The following is a 17,719-nucleotide window of genomic DNA, read 5'->3' as shown; positions in this document are numbered from 1 at the left end:
ATTGATAGTAACTTAGTTACGCAGCTTCCCTCAGAATCATCTTCAAAGCCAAGAGAGCTTTTAATGTCTCAGCTTCCATACATGGATTTAACTTTTAGCCTTATGGGTGAGACATTACCTTTCGACCACGGCTATGAATTATTTTCTGCGATCGCCCACTTTGAACCCAAACTTCATACATTAGACACTCTGGGAATTCACACCATTGCAGGTATCCCCAAGGATGGTGTAATTAATCTAACCCAAAATTCTAGGCTTCGTATTCGGATACCAGTAAATCAAGTACGTTTGGTTTACCCATTGGCGGGTAAGTCCCTGAGAATTGGCAAGCATACAATTCGTTTGGGTATTCCCGACATATATTTGCTTCAACCTGCGGAGAAACTGCGATCGCGCATTGTGGTAATAAGAGGCTATGAAGAACCTGAAACTTTTTTAGTCGTAGCGCAGCGTCAGCTAGAGCAACTGGGTATCCAAGCAATCGTTAGCATTCCCACCAAAGCCAATGGTCAACCAATACGTAGAACTATCAAAATTAAGCGATTTACAGTCGTGGGTTTTGGATTAGAAGTTATAAATTTAAGCGATGAAGACTCACTGAGGTTGCAAATACATGGTGTAGGAGGAAAGCAAAAGATGGGTTGTGGACTCTTCATGCCCATTAAAGAAAAGCAATAGCAATTACTCGACAGCAGATAATGAAGACAGCAGCTAATCCCAAAATTCAGCTTAATCTCGGCGATCCTAGTATGACCTTATTGCATCGTGCTGGGGTTGCAGGACTTTGGATGACGCTCAAAAAATTGGAAAAAATCTATCCAACACCTGCTCAACGTATTGGCAATTTAACTTGGTTGCTAACTCCTCGCTATATCAGTCTTGACTGGGAAGGACAGGATTTCGTAGTTTTAGACTGGTTGCTGAAGCAATCATTTCAAATCAGTGATGAGGGTTTAATTTCCCTAACAGGGTTAGATTCTCAAAACATGGATATTCAAAATCAACTAATTATCCATCAAGGTATCACAGCAACTTTTACACAACATAATAAATTTTTTAAGTCTGCGGGTCAACAATCTAAGCAACTGATTATTGATGGTATTCAGCTTAGGGTTGATTATAAGAAAGCTGCTTCCTATGCTCATCAACATTTTGCTAAACATCTATGTGACGAATACGGACAATTTCTAGAAGAGCCAATTGGTATAAGGGGGTGGCTTTATCCAGGAGCAGTAGTTCGCCATTATGCTTTTAAAGAACAAACCGCATTTGAAGAAAAAGCAGAATATGCTCTAGCGTTGTTGTTCGCTCCTGTGGCTTGTCAATATTTTGTGCTGCGATCGCACACCGAACCGTCACATCCAAACTATGTTCTGGTTGTTCCTGAAGTAATTGATTTAGAACTTTATGCCCAGTATTTGTGGTGTTTGAGTAATTTAGATTATAAACATTTTCACGTATCTACCTTAGGAGATGCTGGATTAAAATTTCTTACTTATGAAACAACAAAAATGGCTACTTCCAATTTTTTAAACCGATGCAAAGTAGTTTGTTTTAGTACAAAAGTTTGGTCAGAACAGCAAAAAACTCGTGCCGAAATAGCAATCATAGAATTAAATTCTTCAGTGAGTTATCTTTATAAACTTAGTTGTATTTGTTTTCCAAATTGCCAATTTGTTTTATATGAAAATCAATATTTTTTAGTTACAAGTTTAATAAAGGGAATAATTGCTAATAATCTAGTAATGGGTTTTTCTTGGTGGGATAATTGGATTTCAATCATTAAAAATGATAAATCATTTAAACAATTTACTGATGAGTATACAGGCATTAATAAGATGATTCAGGACTCAGAATGGGATATAGAAGCTCAAAAGCTATTTATTCAAGCTTGTCATGAAGCTTTAAGGAAAATATATGCCAAGATTTATAGCAGAACAAAAGAAGGTGAATACGCTCAAATAGAACGAGAAAATACACGCATTTTATCTCAGTTAAAACGCTGCACCAATACTGACAATTTCCGAAAATTTATTGCAGAGTTTTGGGGAAGGGCGGGGCAAATAGCAATTCTGGAAGAACATTGGATGGAATTACTTCCATTGACTACAGGGATAGGCAATTGGAAAGTAGCCAGGGACTTAACTTTTATTGCAATGGCTAGCTACCCAAAGAATAAAATAACAGAGGTAGAGGTAAAACCATCACAAATATCTGAGCTAAATACTGAATAAACTTCATATTTTTTGATTTGATTAAGAACAAAATATTAATTGTTTAGGTAATGGTGGAATGTTTCATCTGTTTGGTAATATTTTGACTAATTATGGAACCGCCGCTAATAATCGTGGTGAAAATGAAGGTAATACAAGTACCTTACAAAAATTAATCTGGAAAGGTGAAGTTCACTCTGCTGTTTCATCTGAGGCAATTCGTTGGGCATTGCGATATTATTGGCAAAATGCTGGCTATCCTGTGAATAGAAGTTGGGATGAAAATGCTCAACCAGTACCGGATCACATCTGGCAAGATCCTAATTTCGATGATGTTCGCTTCATTGATGATGATGTCTTAGGATTTATGCAAGCAGAAGCAGCAAAAGTTGAAGCAGCAGTTGAATCCGAAGTTGAAATCCAGAACTCAACTCAAGATGAGGACAAAAAAATTTCTCAAGGTAAGGAGAAAGAAACTGCAAAACGTAAGCGGAAGGAAAAACCTAAAGGGAAAATAACTACTAGACGAGGTGTATTAGAAGTCACTCGTGCAGTTTCAACAATTCCTTATGCTGGTGATCTTACTTTCAATGCTATGAGTGGAAAGAAAGGACGAACATCTCTTTATTCTACAGAAGTTCATGCTACTCGATATCAATATGGCTTTGCATTAACACCCAATAGCCTCAAAGAGAAATCTCGCATTAATGCTGTCCTCGATGGCTTAATTTCTATCGGAGAAGTGGCAGGAAATCACGCTCGTTTTCTCTATGATTTTTCTCCCGATAGCATCATATTACGGTGGACACACGATTTCTCACCTCGGTTACTTTACTGTTTTGAAGAAGATGAACTTAGAAATATATCAACACCGGATTTAGTAAGGCGGGTAGAATCTGGAGATATAGACCCTAAAGAATTATGGATAGGAGGGGCAATTTATAGCACTCTGGAAGATTTAGGGGCAAATGTGTTTCCCGGAGTTAAGACAACAGTTGAAGCATTAAAACAGGTGATTACTCAAGATTTGCAGTTGTCGTTAAGGAGTTCATGATATGACGACAATTGCCTTAAAAGTAGAAGTTCCCATAGCTTGTTTTCGGCAGTCTCGTGCTAGGGAATATGGCGAAACTTACCCTGTACCACCACCATCGACAGTATATGGAATGTTACTATCTCTTGTTGGAGAAGTAGATAGATATAAACACTGCGGTGTGAAGCTGGCGATCGCACTTCTATCTGAACCAGAAAAGTCAACTGTTATTCGCACCTTTCACCGATTTAAGACGAAGAATATCCATGACTCTAAAAATAATAAACCTGATTATCAGGAGTTATTAACTAATATAGAATTTATAGTTTGGGTGGATGCTGGAGTAGATAAATCTAAACCAAATTTAGTGGAACGTTTAGAAAAGGCATTGACTAACCCGGCTTCTATTAATAGGTTTGGTGGATTATGTTTAGGTGAAAGTCGGGATTTAGTAAATGATGTTACCCTTTTACCTGAAAATTACAATACAGAATCAATGCGATGGTTAATTCGAGATGAATATGGGTTACTAACTTTACCTTACTGGGTAGACCATGTAGGTTCGCGGGAAACGCGATGGCTAAGTTACGAGATTCAGGAATGTCCAGTATTTCAACCACCTGAATTATCTTGGACTTCGGTTCAAAGTAATTAGAGGATATCTTTACTTTTGCAAGCACCTCTGCTTGGGAAATTTCAATACTATAGAAAGTAGCCTTAATTCGTTATTCTACAAGCCTTTTAGGGATTTTATATGCTTCTAGCGTGCTTGCAACTTCCTGGAATGCTCTAAATACAAGAGTTAGGAGTTTTTAAAACTTTGCTTTTGCTATGAATAGCTATTAATTTTTGCAACTTGGCTAACCTTAAAGAGTAAGTGCTTGTAAAATTGATGTAGAGCTTAGGCAAGTCAACAAATGTGGCGATCGCCGTGCTTTAACATTAGATGTCGTTAGGCGTTGAGCAGGGGAAATCCCGTGAACAGGTGTTGCAGAATTATTTGGTGCTTTAACATTAGATGTCGTTAGGCGTTGAGCAGACATTGATGATATCCCCAAACAAATATCCCAAGTTGTGCTTTAACATTAGATGTCGTTAGGCGTTGAGCAGTAATCTAGAACGGTTGCATCAAACCTATGAACCAATAACGTGCTTTAACATTAGATGTCGTTAGGCGTTGAGCAGCCCAAGGTATTCTCCAATGCTCAGGATTTTACCTTTCGTGCTTTAACATTAGATGTCGTTAGGCGTTGAGCAGTTGGTCAAACGCAAAATACATTGGACGTTGCTCAGGTGCTTTAACATTAGATGTCGTTAGGCGTTGAGCAGAATAACGATAAAGAGATCATTCAGCGTGCGCTCACTGTGCTTTAACATTAGATGTCGTTAGGCGTTGAGCAGACATGAGGAGCAGTAATAACAGTAACTCCATCCTCCGTGCTTTAACATTAGATGTCGTTAGGCGTTGAGCAGGAGATCCTTCCCCAGAGGAAATACAGCGACAATTGTGCTTTAACATTAGATGTCGTTAGGCGTTGAGCAGTTCAAGATTGAACATTTATTTTCTTAATTTAGTTGTGCTTTACCATTAGATGTCGTTAGGCGTTGAGTAGGAAGACTGTGCTACAAATAAGTTGTCAGTGAAGCCAAGATTAGCCCTATTAAGTATCATCATTCCGAGAAATTTTACTGAGAATTTTTTCCCACTGCTGAATCTGGTTCTGTATTTGTAATTGGGGATGGGCTTCCCCCCGCCGTAGGCGATCGCTCAAATCTTGATTATCATCAACAGACAAATCCTCACCGCTTAATCGCTCACGGTAAAGAGCAATCAGTTCGGTTAGGGCTTTTTTATGGCTTGCTGATCCTCCTGGGTCAGAGAACTCACATTGACTGGGATCAGCTTTCTGCCAATTCTCTCCACCAACTCAGACCGACTTAAATCCATGCTGTCGGCGATCGCATCTAATCCTTCAATCCCGCTAGGAGTTAGGGCTAGGTTAACTCGTTTCTTCACCTCATCGTACAGTTCTGGTACGTCTTTTTGACCCTTTTGCCCTTTCTTACCCATTGCCATCTAGTTTTTACATTCCTCCCAATCATAGTAAACATATTCAGCATTGAAGTTAAACATGAAAACTTTTTCCAACAGTTTAGGTATTGTGTAATGCCTAACTTGGCTAGATAATACAGGTATTGCGTAATGCCTAAATAGTTATTTTGTAGGGATATGAGTAACTAATCCCACCGTTTGGCTTGTCAACATCTAAACGGCTTACTTTTCATGGGCAATCATTAATTGCTGGTTATCTAATTCAAATTAATCAAAATCTGCTAAATGATTTGGTCATTTTTAACAACTATATGGTGAGTTTTTTCCCTCAACCTTATCCAGATGAAATTTTATATAGTGTTATTGCTCGTTATCACATTAGAAGTGGCAATACGAGTCCAAAAATTACACTTCAAGAATTATTTAATTCGCAATCTACTGTAGCAACAGTGGATTTACCATCGAATCTTAATAATTTAATTCAAAACCTACAATTTATCTCAAATTACCAAATTGAAGACTTGATATATAAACATACTCTCTACCCTTTATATAGCCCTTTTTTGCCTGTAAACAGGTCTAGTCAGGTACTGGAATCTATGAAAGGAGATTATGGGGGAGATATTCATACAAGAGCCGGAATTATGGCAAGCTCAATTACTATGCCTAAATATTTTAGGTTTTGTCCCACTTGCTGGGAAGAAGACTTAAAAAATTATGGAGAACCTTACTGGCATCGCATACATCAAACACCAGGGGTTTTAGTTTGTCCATTTCATGGTGAAGTTTTACAAGATAGTCTAGTTACCTTACACGGTTTTAATAAGCATGAATATTATGCAGCTAGTACAGAGAACTGTTCTATTACTAAAGAACCAAGTATTTTTAGTCCTGACACGCTGAACAAATTACTGGTATTAGCCAAAGATTTTTGGTGGTTACTCAATAGTGAAATACCTTGCCAAGAGCCACAATGGTTTCGTAAACAGTACACCAATCTGATGATTGAGCAGAGTCTTGCAACTGCAACTGGTCGAATTTACCAGAAAAAACTACTGGATCATTTTTTACTTTTTTATGGTCGAGAAATGCTCAGTGCCGTTGATTCAATGGTAAATCATAATGATTCAAGCAACTGGGTTACTAGCATTGTCAGGAAGCATAGGAAGTCTTTCCATCCTCTTAGACATCTGCTGATGATGCGTTTTTTGAAAACATCAGTAGAGGAAATTTTCAAACAAGAGACTGAATACAAGCCTTTTGGTGAACCCCCGTGGTTGTGTCTCAATGCTGCCGCAGAGCATTATCTACAACCAGTGATTACCAATTTAGTCATTACTTTATGCTGCGATACAAAAAAGCCTGTTGGTACTTTTTTTTGTGCTTGCGGAATGGTTTATTGCCGGACTGGGCCTGATGAAACGGATGAAGACAAACTTCGCATTGGTAAAGTCAAGGCATTCGGTCAGCTATGGGAGCAAAAGCTGAAAAAATTGGTGGAAGTTGAAAAGTTGGGTTTGCGGGAGACAGCCAGAAGATTAAATGTTGATGCTAGAACTATCAAACGCTATGTATCTCGTCTAAAACTGACAACTTATTGGCAGACTAGAACAGAAAATGACTCTGTAGGCTTACAGGAAGTACCAGAAATAGATCCCAATTTTGCAACTGAACTCAAATTAAAACACAGGCAAAATTGGATGGCTTTACAAGTACAGAACCCTGAAGCTTCAAAGACAACTCTGAGAAAACTAGTACCAGCCACCTATATTTGGCTATACAGGAATGACAGAGAATGGCTCAATCAAAACTCACCCACTTTACAAGTTGCCGTTCCTTCCGTTGTGAGAGTTGATTGGCATGAGCGAGATCAGCAAATTCTCGCTCAGGTTCAAGATGCAGTGCGATCGCTACTTAACGCTGAGATACCAGAGAGAATTTCTATTAGTAGGGTAGGAAAAACTATTGGTTTACTTGCATTACTCGAAAAGCATCTCGACCAGATGCCTTTAACAAAGGCTTACTTAGAATCAGTAGTTGAAACTGTAGAAGGATTTCAAATGCGCCGGATCAAGTGGGCAATCAAGCTGCTTGATGAATGTGGAGAAGAAATTATGCGCTGGAAGGTAGTCAGAGTTGCTGCTTTGCGAGAGGATTGCTCCCAAAGAGTCAGTGCATTTCTGGAAAGTGAACTTGAGAAAGCATACAAGAAAGAGAGGTGATTCAATTCACCTCTCCAAGTGATGGGATAAATGCTTTGTGTGTTAGGCCGCGTCGGCTACCAGTAAGCCATTCATAGCGATGATGATAATTTGCGCTGCTAAAGGAGTATCACAACGTGGTCTATCGTCGCTATTACAGGGTTGTGCTACCCATTTACCCTCCAGATTTTGGTAGAAAGTGCCGAGAAGTTGATAACCATTCCAAACTCGATAAAGTTCTCCAAAAACCTCTGACACCGAGTCGATTTCAATTTCTGGTGCTACTGGATCAGCAAGCTGGTCAATATACTCCTCAAACTCTGAGTCAGTCGAGGCTGAGTTTCTAAACTCATCTTGTACAATCATCTGAGTAACCTCATTGATGGGGTTTAACAAAAGGCGATCGCATTTCTCTTCCCGGAGGGGCGATCGCCTTTTTGATTTCAGATTTAATTTTAGCTACTAAAGTAACCAATATCAATATATATATGAAAAACTTTATTCAGTCACTTCCACCGTGCTAAGAAAATCCTTTAAGGAAATATCCAAAGCCAAGCAAACAGCCTCTAAGACTTTTATAGAAACACTCTCGGATTCGCCATACTCTAATTTTTTCAGGTTTTGATGAGAGCATTCCCCACCCTTAGCCGAAATTTCATCTACCAATTTCTGCCGAGACTTTTTACCACGCAGACGCTTTAAAACTTTTGCTCTGTCTTTATTCCAGGTTACAGAAACAACGTCTGCAACGTAAATATACATTTTAGTTTCTTTATTCCTTTCATTGCTCATATAATAGCTACAGCAGTAAACAAAGCTTATTGATTTCGGCTACTACAGTTTACAAATTATGGGAATAGAGGTAAGTGATCGCACAATAAACCTCAATCTGGTAAAGCTCAATCATGCCTGTTCTTTGGATGGGTTATACCAAGTAAAAGATGAATGGGGCTATTGCCACTAAGCAAAAATATCTATGCTTGTGGTGGATGTAGCGATCGCTCCGGTACTATTTCATGCAACTATTGTACAAAAGGCATTTTTCTCTATTTTTTAGGCTAGCTGGAAGTTTTAACTTAAATTCCTGAACAAATTGAGGTTTGGCTCGCTCTATGAGTTCTCCAGATATCTTGACAAATAATTTCGTTTTGGAACGGAATCAGAGGTTATCCAGTTCATTATTGTGGCAGCGTCAGCGAAATTTCTTTGATCGCCAGGGAGTGAAAGCCTGGAGTACGGGGACAGTGCCCCACTATATTACTAGCAATCCCTACACGGCTAGTGCTTATGGGAAGGTTGTGTTTGGCTTTCTCAGAGACTACGCTGCAACGCTGCGACAGGATGGGGAAGAAGCTTTCTCACAGCCATTGTATCTGATTGAGTTGGGGGCGGGATCAGGGCGGTTTGCCTATCATTTTTTGCGGCAGTTTTTAGCCTTACGCGATCGCTCCTTGCTCAAACATATCCCGATTCAATATATTCTCACCGATTTGGCAAAGCAGAATCGGGATTTTTGGCTATCCCATCCCCGCCTCCAGCCATTCTTTGAGCAAGGTGTTTTGGATGTGGCGGTGTTTGATGTGGTAAGGGATGACCAAATTCACTTGAGCAAAAGCGGAGCAGTGATTTCGGCAGAAACAGTGCAGCGTCCGCTAGTGTTCATGACAAATTATTTGTTTGATAGTCTGCCCCAGGATGTGTTTTATGTGGAAGATGGACAACTCTACGAACGCCTCATCACCCTGTCTTCTCCCCAACCTGAGCCAGATTGGGATGCACCGGATTTGTTGGATCGGCTAATTGTGGACTACGAAAACCATGCCATAACATCAGACTATTATGAGGAGTCTGGATTTAACCGGGTTCTGGCAGAATACCAGCAGAAATTAACGCAGACTTCGCTGCTGTTTCCCATTGCCGGATTGCGGTCTTTGCAAAGACTGAGCCACATCAGCAAGGGACAAATGTTGCTGTTGACGGGTGATAAGGGCTATTGTCGGGAGATTGACCTAGAAGGGCGCGGTACGCCGGGGATGAGTCGTCACGGAAGTTGTATTTCGTTGATGGTTAACTATCATGCAATGGCAAAGTATGTGCAGCACCAGGGGGGACAGGCGTTGACGGTAGCTCATCGCCATCGCAGTTTGTGTGTTTGTGGGTTCCTGCTGGGTAGCCATCCGCAAAACTATGGTGAAACTCGACAGGCGTTTTATGAAGCGATCGAGCAACGTAGCCCGGATGACTTTTTTGCCCTCAAGAAGGGGGTAGAAGGGGGATATAAAGCCTTTAACCTGAACCAACTGCTGGCATACTTGCGGCTGAGTGGCTGGGATGCCAATATTTTTTGGGGCTGTTTACCAGGGTTACTGGAGCAGGCGAAGTCGGCTACTAGGGAGGAAGGGGAGGAAGTGCGGTTGGCAGTAGAGCAAATTTGGGCGATGTATTATCCGATTGGTGAGGAGCAGGATATTGCTAATGGGTTGGCGCTGCTGTTGTTTGAGATTGGGGAGTATGAATCGGCGTTGAGTTATTTTGAGCAGTCGTTGAGTTTGAAGGGGATAGAAGGACACAAGCTGTATAATGTGGCGATGTGCTATTTGCATTTGGGTAACTGGGAAAAAGCACTGGCAGTTTTGGATCGGTTGCTGGAGATGGAGCCGGAGTTTCAGCCTGCGCGGGCATTGCGGATTAAGTTGAAAGCAGAGATTCGGAGTCAGATAGCAGAGAGGTCGCTGTCCGAATAAGCCTGGGGGTGACTGGTGTTAAATTTTGCAGTGTTCTAACTATTTTCAGCACTGATTTTGATGTAAAGTGCTGATTAGAACTGTGCCGTTGATTGAATTGGCAACCATTACCTTGGAGCAGGGAAACTTATGGCAGCAGGAAAGCAGGCTCGGCAACACTCGGAGCAAGATAGGCAGCGCAACGTAACCCAGACGGAACGGACTGCTGAACGGGATGGAATGTCTGCATTGTTTCCAGGGTGGCAGGTAATGCAAAGTGGACAGGACGATATTCCCACCGAGATGCAACAGACACTCGGTAATCGAGCGGTGGGGGAGTTGCTGAAGCCAAAGTCGCATCAACGGGGACAATTGCCGTTGGTGGTGCAGCCAAAGTTAACAGTGGGGGCAGCGGGCGATCGCTATGAGCAAGAGGCGGATCGAATAGCGGCGGCGGTGGTGGAACATATACATTCGCCTGCGGCTGCTACAGGAGATGGGCAGGCGGTGCAGCGGAGGTTGAAAGAAGATGAACTGCGAATGAAGCCCATGACGTATTTGCAGCGAGAGGCGATGGAGGAAGACGATGAGCTGCAAATGAAGCCACTGGTGCAGCGCGTGGGGGCTGAAGGCGGTGAGGTTTCGGCAGATTTTGAGAGCGAGATTAATCGTGCCCGTGGGGGTGGGCAGCCCTTAGCAACTGAGTTGCAGGCGAAGATAGGGCAGGCGATGGGGGCAGATTTTAGTAGGGTACGGGTGCATACGGATGAGCAGGCGGATGCGTTGAACCGTCGTGTGGGGGCGCGGGCGTTTACGACGGGGCAGGATTTGTTTTTCAAGTGGGGGGAGTATCAGCCAGGGAGTTGGGGAGGGCAAGAGTTGATTGCCCATGAGTTGACTCATGTGGTGCAGCAATCATCCCCATATTACATCCAAAGAGTTCTTTACGTTGGTAGGGCTACAAAGGAACCCGTTAGTGAAAAAGAGCTAGAGAAGGTAACAGCAAGCATCCATCCTTACCGCGAGTCTAAGCTCAAGCAACTAGCAGACGATGATAAGCCGCACAAGTTTGCAACGTGGGACGATGTCATCAACGATATTCCTATCAAACGATATAGAACTTATTTAGAGTATATCGAAGATGAATGTTTAGCAGAATTAAACAAGGCATGGGGAGAAGACTATAAAACGTGGAGACAAGCAGAGACAATGACGTTGGCATTGAAGGGCTATTTAACCGCAGATGAGTTATCGCAGTTTTACCAATGGCAGGGCAAGGTAAATACTATGAAAAGTATGCCCTACGCACATGCTGTTTATGAACGTCCTGTTTCGGCTATAGCTAAACCTCCGGTGTCGGCTAAGGCTGTAGTAGTCGATGATGATGAACCAGAATTGGGAATTGATAGAGAAGAGAAACCAAGTTCAGAAATAATAGGAAGTCGGGCTGAGAAACCATTAGTGGCAGCTAGGGCTGTAGTAGTCGATGATGAACCAGAACTGGGAATTGATAGAGAAGAGAAACCAAGTTTAGAAGTAATAGGAAGTCGGGCTGAGAAACCAGTAGTGGCAAGCGGTGAAACATATGGATCTACCAAGCCGACGAACATAGAGAAAATGAAACGGTATGGTAAGGAGTTATGGACCGGGTTAATGTGGATCAATGATACAGTAAGTGCAGTGGGTGCATGGCTGAAGTCAGAGGGAGAGGGGATGGTAGAAAGAATCGGAGATCCACTTCCAGAGATAGTGAACATTGCATCAAACATTCTAGGATTTGTTGACCTTCTCCGTGGAATCAAAATGTTGTATTCGTTGGTTAGCAGGATAAGGCTATGTATGGAGTTCAGAAAGCAGTCAACTTATAGCGACGAAGCAGTAAAGATCGGAGGGATGACATCGGAATATGCGGAAACTCTACGATACTCATCGAAAAAGATTCTGCGTTCAATATTGTCCATGACAGCAAAAACATTAACTCTCCTCAGTAGCGGAGTATCACGTATAGTGACTATTGCAACAGGAGGAATAACCGGAGTGGCAGAGGCAGTATTAAAAACAATAGGAAATGTACGATCTATCGTAGAAGTAGGATTCCGCTCAATAAAGGCGTATTACAAGAGAATTAAAGGAACAAAAGGAGTAAACAGAGGGAAAAAGGCGAAGCAGATATTAGAGGAAGCAGGACAAGGATCACTCTATGCGGCAACAATTATACAAAAAATGAACTTGCCGAGTCCACAGGACTTCCAGACAATCTACAAAGATAAAGTAGAACTCAAATTGCAGGAAAGTGATCCAGGGTACAAAGACTCGATATACGAAAGGCACGCCATACTATTGTTCTTGCACCACATAAAGTACACACGCACAAGAACCCCACAGGAAGTAATAGAGGTGATCAAGAATCAATATATGGACAAGAAAGAAGATGTAAAGCAGAGAATAGAGAGTATGATAGCGTATGAGCTACGCTCGTTTGTATAAAAACGGTTAAATATCCAGTGCGATCGCTGATTTTGTGAAGTGCGATCACTATCATGTAGAGTGCATTAACTGAAAGTACGACACCATAATTATATTGCTTTGACTTTTGGGCCATCGCTTAAAAATTCTGCTCCATCCCAAAGAATATATCGTAAACTCTACAATAGCAGTCAAGGATAAAGATAATGGCTGAACTCAAACTTAAGTCAAAAGATCCGGATTCCCTCAGACGAATTATTCAAAGTGCTTTGTCAGAAAGATTACAAAGTGTGACGGCAGGCATTAAAAGAACAGAAGAACGTCTTCAGGAATTTGAAACTAAATATCAATTATCAACACAGGAATTTATCACCCGCTTTAATAATGATGAATTATCCCATAGTTTTGATTTTGATGAATGGATCGGAGAAGCTCGAATGTTGGCACATTTACAACAAACAAAAGAATCAATAGAGGAGATTCATTTTGTTGATTGAAGACTATTTTCAGCAGATTCAGATTTTAATTGAATCTTCGCAAATACTTCAATCATTTAATATTGAACACGAAAAAAGAGGAATGTATGAAGGTTTTATCAGAGGAAAACTCGAATTTCCAGATAATTCATTGCTCCATTTAAGAGAATTTGTTTATGTAGAAATATCCATAAATAGAAAAATGTATAGTTATCAATATATGAGTTCAGAGAATAACCTAATTTTTCGCTATGACAATACTGAGCATCACCGGAAATTAAATCTGACTACCTTTCCTCATCATAAACATGATGGAAGTGAGGATAATGTTGTTACATCAAATGCTCCTTTTTTAGCTGAGGTGCTAAAGGAAATTGAAAAAATATTAGGATAAGACAATCCTGACGGGGGGAGAAGCGATCGCCTAAAAACTCTGCTCCTTTTTCATATATTACTCAAAAAATCACCTGTGGATTCGACAACAGCAGTGCGATCGCATGTAGAGACAGCAACTGAATGATATGGCGGTAAGACTCTAGGGTATCCATTGTAAAATTTAAAGCACGTGAATAAGACTTTCAGGTCAACTATTGTCGTTATGATTAATGGTTATGAGAAATGCGATCGCTAGGAGCAGTGTTTTTTGAGACAGAATCAAGGAATTGAGCAAAGGTAAGTGAATTCATGCCAGATGCTAACTCCATCACCAATCAACTGAACATTTGTTTCCTACGGCTCGACAACCTACTCGCCGATGCCCTCGTCAAAGCCGAGGCTACTCATAGCGGCACTGGGCATCTATACATCAGCCTCGAAACCGTCGAACATCTGCTCGATCGCCCGCCTGGTTCTCCCCATCTCTGGATACCTCAAACAAACGATTTCTCCCTTCTCCTCCCAGCCTTCGCCGATAGCTTCCAGCTTTCTCCTGTTGAACTCGATATTTTCCTCATCGCTCTCGCCCCGGAATTTGATCGCCGCTACGAGCAAATCTACGGCTACCTGCATGACGACATCACCCAAAAACGCCCCACCGTCGATCTTGTCCTCAATTTGCTCTGTCCGAATGCCGAAGCAAAACTAGCACTCAGAGCAGCCCTTGCCCCTCATGCTCCCCTGATTCGCCAACACCTTCTGCACCTGATTCCCGATCCTAAATCGGTTGAGCCTACCCTTTTAACCCATAGCCTAAAAGTTGACGATCAAATAGTCCGCTTTTGTTTGGGACAACTCCACCTCGATCCCCGCCTTGCCAACATAGGTGAAATTGTCTCCCCAACTCAAGCCTTATCTGATTTGGCAGTTGCTTCAGAAATTAAACAAACTCTACACTCTGCCCAACTGCAACCCGCCCCAAATTTTTACCTCTACGGCTCGCCCGATCTCTGCAAACAAGCGGCTGCTGCCATTGCCCACGAACTTAAGCGATCGCTACTGGTAATCAAGCTGCAATACCTCCAGGAGCAAAAACTAGAGCTACAGCAAATATTTGCACTTGCCTTGAGAGAAGCCCATTTCCACCAAGCGTTGTCCTACTTTGATGGGGTTGACACCCTTGGACAGACTGCTGATACTTACCAAGTCTACCAACTGCTGCGATCGCTCCAGAATTTGCCTCCCTTCTTCACCAATCACCAGAGCGATCGCCCTCCCATTCTCTTTGCCGGACGAGAATCCTGGCAACCAGCCAGCACAGGAAAACTAGGCGCGATCGTCGTTCCTATCCCCATACCAGACACTGCCCAAAGACAAAGTATTTGGCAACAGGCGCTGAGGAATACTAACAATCATCTGACTCCAGTTGATGTACTGTCCTTAGCCGATAGATTTCGCTTCAGCCCCAGCCAAATTGAGAACAGCGTAGCGATCGCCCGCCAAAAAGTGATGGGAAGGTCTGGTTCTGAAAGTGGAGCCGTTATCCTGGTGGAAGACTTGTTTGTAGGTGCCCGTGCCCAAGCTGGTCATGATTTGTCTACGCTTGCACCAAAAATTGACCCCCACTATACCTGGGATGATATTGTATTACCCAACAGACAGAAGCAGCAGCTCCAAGATATTTGTAATCAACTCCGGTATCGCCAGAAAGTTTATGCAACTTGGGGATTTGAGCAAAAGCTTTCCTTGGGAAAGGGAATCAATGTGCTGTTTGCGGGGCCTCCTGGTACGGGTAAAACGATGGCGGCTGATGTAATTGCCCATGACCTGGATCTCGATCTATACAAAATTGATTTGTCTCAGGTTGTCAGCAAATATATTGGCGAAACGGAAAAGAATTTGAGCAAAATTTTTACAGCAGCTACTAGCTCCAATGCTATTCTGTTGTTTGATGAAGCCGATGCCCTATTTGGCAAGCGTTCTGAGGTTCAGGATGCCCACGATCGCTACGCCAATATTGAAATTGGCTACCTGCTCCAGCAGATGGAATCCTATGAAGGATTAGCTATCTTAACCACCAATATGCGTAGCAATTTAGATACAGCCTTTAGTCGTAGGCTGCGAGCTATTGTTGATTTTCCCATTCCCAGTAATCAGCATCGTCGGCAGATATGGCAACAAATTTGGCCAGCCACCTTACCCAAGCAAATTGATGAGGATGCCCTTGACCTTTTGGCAGCTGAGCTAGATATTCCGGGAGCGCATATTCGTAATATCGCTTTAGCCGCAGCATTTTTAGCCGCAGCAGAGGAGAGTCCGGTAACAATGCTGCATATACTGCGATCGGCTGAACAAGAGTATCTCAAGATGGGACGCTTATTGTCTGTGCAAAAATTTCAGCAGTATATTCAGTAAATCATAGGCTGTATCCTAACCCAATCACCAGAAACTTTTGTGACTTTCATCTAGCTTGCAGCGATTGGGCTGACGGTGAGGTTTTTAGCATCAACTTTTATACTGTTTATTTATAATCTCTTCACAGATTAATCACCTTCCCTGTCTCTAATACCATTTCTCTAAATCCTGGCTACAGATCATTCTTCCCTTGCCCCCTGCCGTCTATGTGTAGGTTTATTTTGGAGAATTGGTATAAGTCTTTGCGCGATCGCCTATAGCTGTCTTTTGGAAAATTGGTATTAACTGTGTCACTTTTTAAACATCTTCCAAGAAAGGCTAAATCATGAAAATAAATGTAAAGCTAACTTGTTTTTTGGACTAAAAAGGAGAAAAATACAGAAATCTTAGGAACAGTGTATTTACGTAAAAAATAAAAAAGCCTAATTCTCTGGGCTTTAACTGGTAGTTAGAATTTCTAAACATGGAAATCATATTTTATTATTCTAACGAAATATGATTACCAGATTGAGTTATTGATTGTTTTTACTAACTAAGTTTGATTAGTGTTGATGTTCCCAAAGTTACTTTCTCTAAATAATGACGTTGGCGTAAGTTTCGTTAGGACTGATCATCGATAACCTGAGGGCAATGGTATTACCAATTAGCGATGAACATTTATGCTTGATGCCTTGGACAAAAGCCTTGAAAATCTTTTAAAAAAAGAGCTTGAACATTTCTCTTTGACAGGAATTTCTAGTTCATCGTCTAATGCGCCTACATCTAATACTGATGGTGGTCAGCACTTGGAAATTTCCTTTGAGGCTCCAGGATCTAATAATGGTCAAGGCAGTATAGGCATACATTTATTTCTCTATGATATTCAAGAAAATTTAGAACTTCGTAGCAATAATTGGTCATTACAACGTTCTATTCCTGAGAACGGTAATCCAGATAACCCAGTTATGGCAGTACGTTGGCGTGCTCCGGCACGAGTTGATTGTTCTTACCTGATTACGTGTTGGACTACACCCTCTAATGCCGCAACGGAGCATAAGATACTGGGCGAAGTCTTAAAAATTTTGCTGCGATATCCCCGCATTCCTAATGAATATTTAGAAGGTGAGTTAGTAGGACTAGAACCACCTATTAGAGCAGTAGCAATGCGACCTAGTCGGCTGCAAAGTTTAGGCGAATTTTGGCAGGCGACAGGTGGCAAGCCCAAAGCAGCTATCAATTATACAGTTACTATTGCAGTACCAACTGGGCAAGAAGAAAAAATTGAATTGGTCACACAAACCGAAACTAATTTTCACCTTAAACGTTCTGACAGGGGTTAACGCCATGCAAAGTTGGAAGCCGAACCCGCAAGATTGGATTGCGATCGCACGGGAACAAGGCGGTACGATACGACATCGGTTGTCTGTAATTGGTCAAGTAGTTCAAAATGTTTCGGTAGATAGCAAAAAAACAAACGAAAAAGAAGAGAAAGTAACTGTTGAAGAACCTGTTTGTTCAGCGATCATGAAACTATTTAAGGAGGTACAATCAACATCAGATAAATATTTCAATCAAACTCAAACTCAATCTGATTGTACATTTTATTTCAAAGATTTGCCTGAAGGGAATTACCGAGTTGAAGTTGAACTCTCAGATAAAAAGTATTCAAGTAATACCTTATAAAAAAAGATATTTAGTATTAAAAATGAATTTACATTTTTAAATTTGAAGATTTCCAATCCAGAGTCTTTAAAATAGCTAATCCTGCCTTTATTCATTATCTAC

At 41.5% G+C, this 17,719-nt stretch carries 16 protein-coding genes and 1 CRISPR repeat array; of the genes, 12 read left to right on the top strand and 4 right to left on the bottom strand.

Annotation, left to right across the window (positions count from 1 at the left end; genetic code table 11):
- Positions 1-63: 63 nt before the first annotated feature.
- The 4 genes from cas6 to cas5 are packed head-to-tail and all read left to right on the top strand — an operon-like array spanning position 64 to position 3,901.
- Complete coding sequence (gene cas6, locus H6G14_RS11990; RefSeq protein WP_190567629.1) at positions 64-678, top strand: type I-MYXAN CRISPR-associated protein Cas6/Cmx6; 615 nt, start codon at positions 64-66, stop codon at positions 676-678.
- A gap of 20 nt (positions 679-698) precedes the next feature.
- Positions 699-2,234, top strand: a complete 1,536-nt coding sequence (cas8a1, locus tag H6G14_RS11985) for a type I-MYXAN CRISPR-associated Cas8a1/Cmx1 (RefSeq protein WP_190567628.1) — start codon at positions 699-701, stop codon at positions 2,232-2,234.
- 58 nt (positions 2,235-2,292) lie between these two features.
- Positions 2,293-3,267, top strand: coding sequence for a DevR family CRISPR-associated autoregulator (locus H6G14_RS11980; protein WP_190567627.1), 975 nt, complete (start codon positions 2,293-2,295; stop codon positions 3,265-3,267).
- Position 3,268: 1 nt separating this feature from the next.
- A complete protein-coding gene (gene cas5, locus H6G14_RS11975) occupies positions 3,269-3,901 on the top strand; it encodes a type I-MYXAN CRISPR-associated protein Cas5/Cmx5/DevS (RefSeq protein WP_190567626.1) in 633 nt (210 codons plus the stop codon).
- A gap of 276 nt (positions 3,902-4,177) precedes the next feature.
- Positions 4,178-4,859: direct repeats of the CRISPR family, unit length 36 nt; unit sequence GTGCTTTAACATTAGATGTCGTTAGGCGTTGAGCAG.
- Positions 4,860-4,907: 48 nt separating this feature from the next.
- On the opposite strand, the gene H6G14_RS34010 is transcribed toward cas5, so the two are convergent.
- On the bottom strand, positions 4,908-5,042 hold the full coding sequence (locus tag H6G14_RS34010) for a hypothetical protein (protein ID WP_277884312.1): 135 nt from the start codon (positions 5,040-5,042) through the stop codon (positions 4,908-4,910).
- A 44-nt stretch (positions 5,043-5,086) separates the two neighbouring features.
- The gene (locus H6G14_RS11970; protein ID WP_199326138.1) at positions 5,087-5,323 is read right to left on the bottom strand and encodes a hypothetical protein; all 237 of its coding nucleotides are present in this window, start codon (positions 5,321-5,323) and stop codon (positions 5,087-5,089) included.
- 179 nt (positions 5,324-5,502) lie between these two features.
- On the opposite strand from H6G14_RS11970, the gene H6G14_RS11965 reads away from it, so the two are divergent.
- Entirely contained in the window at positions 5,503-7,521 is a 2,019-nt protein-coding gene (locus tag H6G14_RS11965; protein WP_242053416.1) for a TnsD family Tn7-like transposition protein, read from the top strand.
- A 42-nt stretch (positions 7,522-7,563) separates the two neighbouring features.
- On the opposite strand, the gene H6G14_RS11960 is transcribed toward H6G14_RS11965, so the two are convergent.
- Positions 7,564-7,866 (bottom strand): hypothetical protein, encoded by a 303-nt coding sequence (locus H6G14_RS11960; RefSeq protein ID WP_190567625.1) that lies wholly within the window; start codon positions 7,864-7,866, stop codon positions 7,564-7,566.
- A 132-nt stretch (positions 7,867-7,998) separates the two neighbouring features.
- Positions 7,999-8,262 (bottom strand): helix-turn-helix domain-containing protein, encoded by a 264-nt coding sequence (locus H6G14_RS11955; RefSeq protein WP_242053415.1) that lies wholly within the window; start codon positions 8,260-8,262, stop codon positions 7,999-8,001.
- A gap of 350 nt (positions 8,263-8,612) precedes the next feature.
- Between H6G14_RS11955 and H6G14_RS11950 the strand changes: the two genes are divergently transcribed.
- The 7 genes from H6G14_RS11950 (at position 8,613) to H6G14_RS11920 (ending at position 17,617) form a co-directional block, all read left to right on the top strand.
- On the top strand, positions 8,613-10,244 hold the full coding sequence (locus H6G14_RS11950) for an SAM-dependent methyltransferase (protein WP_190567623.1): 1,632 nt from the start codon (positions 8,613-8,615) through the stop codon (positions 10,242-10,244).
- A gap of 129 nt (positions 10,245-10,373) precedes the next feature.
- The gene (locus H6G14_RS11945) at positions 10,374-12,710 is read left to right on the top strand and encodes an eCIS core domain-containing protein (protein WP_190567622.1); all 2,337 of its coding nucleotides are present in this window, start codon (positions 10,374-10,376) and stop codon (positions 12,708-12,710) included.
- A 185-nt stretch (positions 12,711-12,895) separates the two neighbouring features.
- Positions 12,896-13,186 (top strand): hypothetical protein, encoded by a 291-nt coding sequence (locus H6G14_RS11940; RefSeq protein WP_190567621.1) that lies wholly within the window; start codon positions 12,896-12,898, stop codon positions 13,184-13,186.
- The gene (locus H6G14_RS11935; RefSeq protein ID WP_190567620.1) at positions 13,176-13,559 is read left to right on the top strand and encodes a toxin-antitoxin system TumE family protein; all 384 of its coding nucleotides are present in this window, start codon (positions 13,176-13,178) and stop codon (positions 13,557-13,559) included. Before H6G14_RS11940 ends, H6G14_RS11935 begins: the two co-directional genes overlap by 11 nt.
- A 290-nt stretch (positions 13,560-13,849) precedes the next feature.
- The gene (locus H6G14_RS11930) at positions 13,850-15,955 is read left to right on the top strand and encodes an AAA family ATPase (RefSeq protein WP_190567619.1); all 2,106 of its coding nucleotides are present in this window, start codon (positions 13,850-13,852) and stop codon (positions 15,953-15,955) included.
- A 659-nt stretch (positions 15,956-16,614) separates the two neighbouring features.
- The gene (locus H6G14_RS11925; RefSeq protein WP_190567618.1) at positions 16,615-17,274 is read left to right on the top strand and encodes a Pvc16 family protein; all 660 of its coding nucleotides are present in this window, start codon (positions 16,615-16,617) and stop codon (positions 17,272-17,274) included.
- A 4-nt stretch (positions 17,275-17,278) separates the two neighbouring features.
- Complete coding sequence (locus H6G14_RS11920) at positions 17,279-17,617, top strand: hypothetical protein (protein ID WP_190567617.1); 339 nt, start codon at positions 17,279-17,281, stop codon at positions 17,615-17,617.
- The last annotated feature ends 102 nt before the right edge of the window (positions 17,618-17,719 follow it).

The organism is Nostoc parmelioides FACHB-3921 (assembly GCF_014696625.1).
Classification (GTDB): Bacteria; Cyanobacteriota; Cyanobacteriia; order Cyanobacteriales; family Nostocaceae; genus Trichormus; species Trichormus parmelioides.
This window is presented reverse-complemented; position numbering and strand designations above follow the sequence as displayed.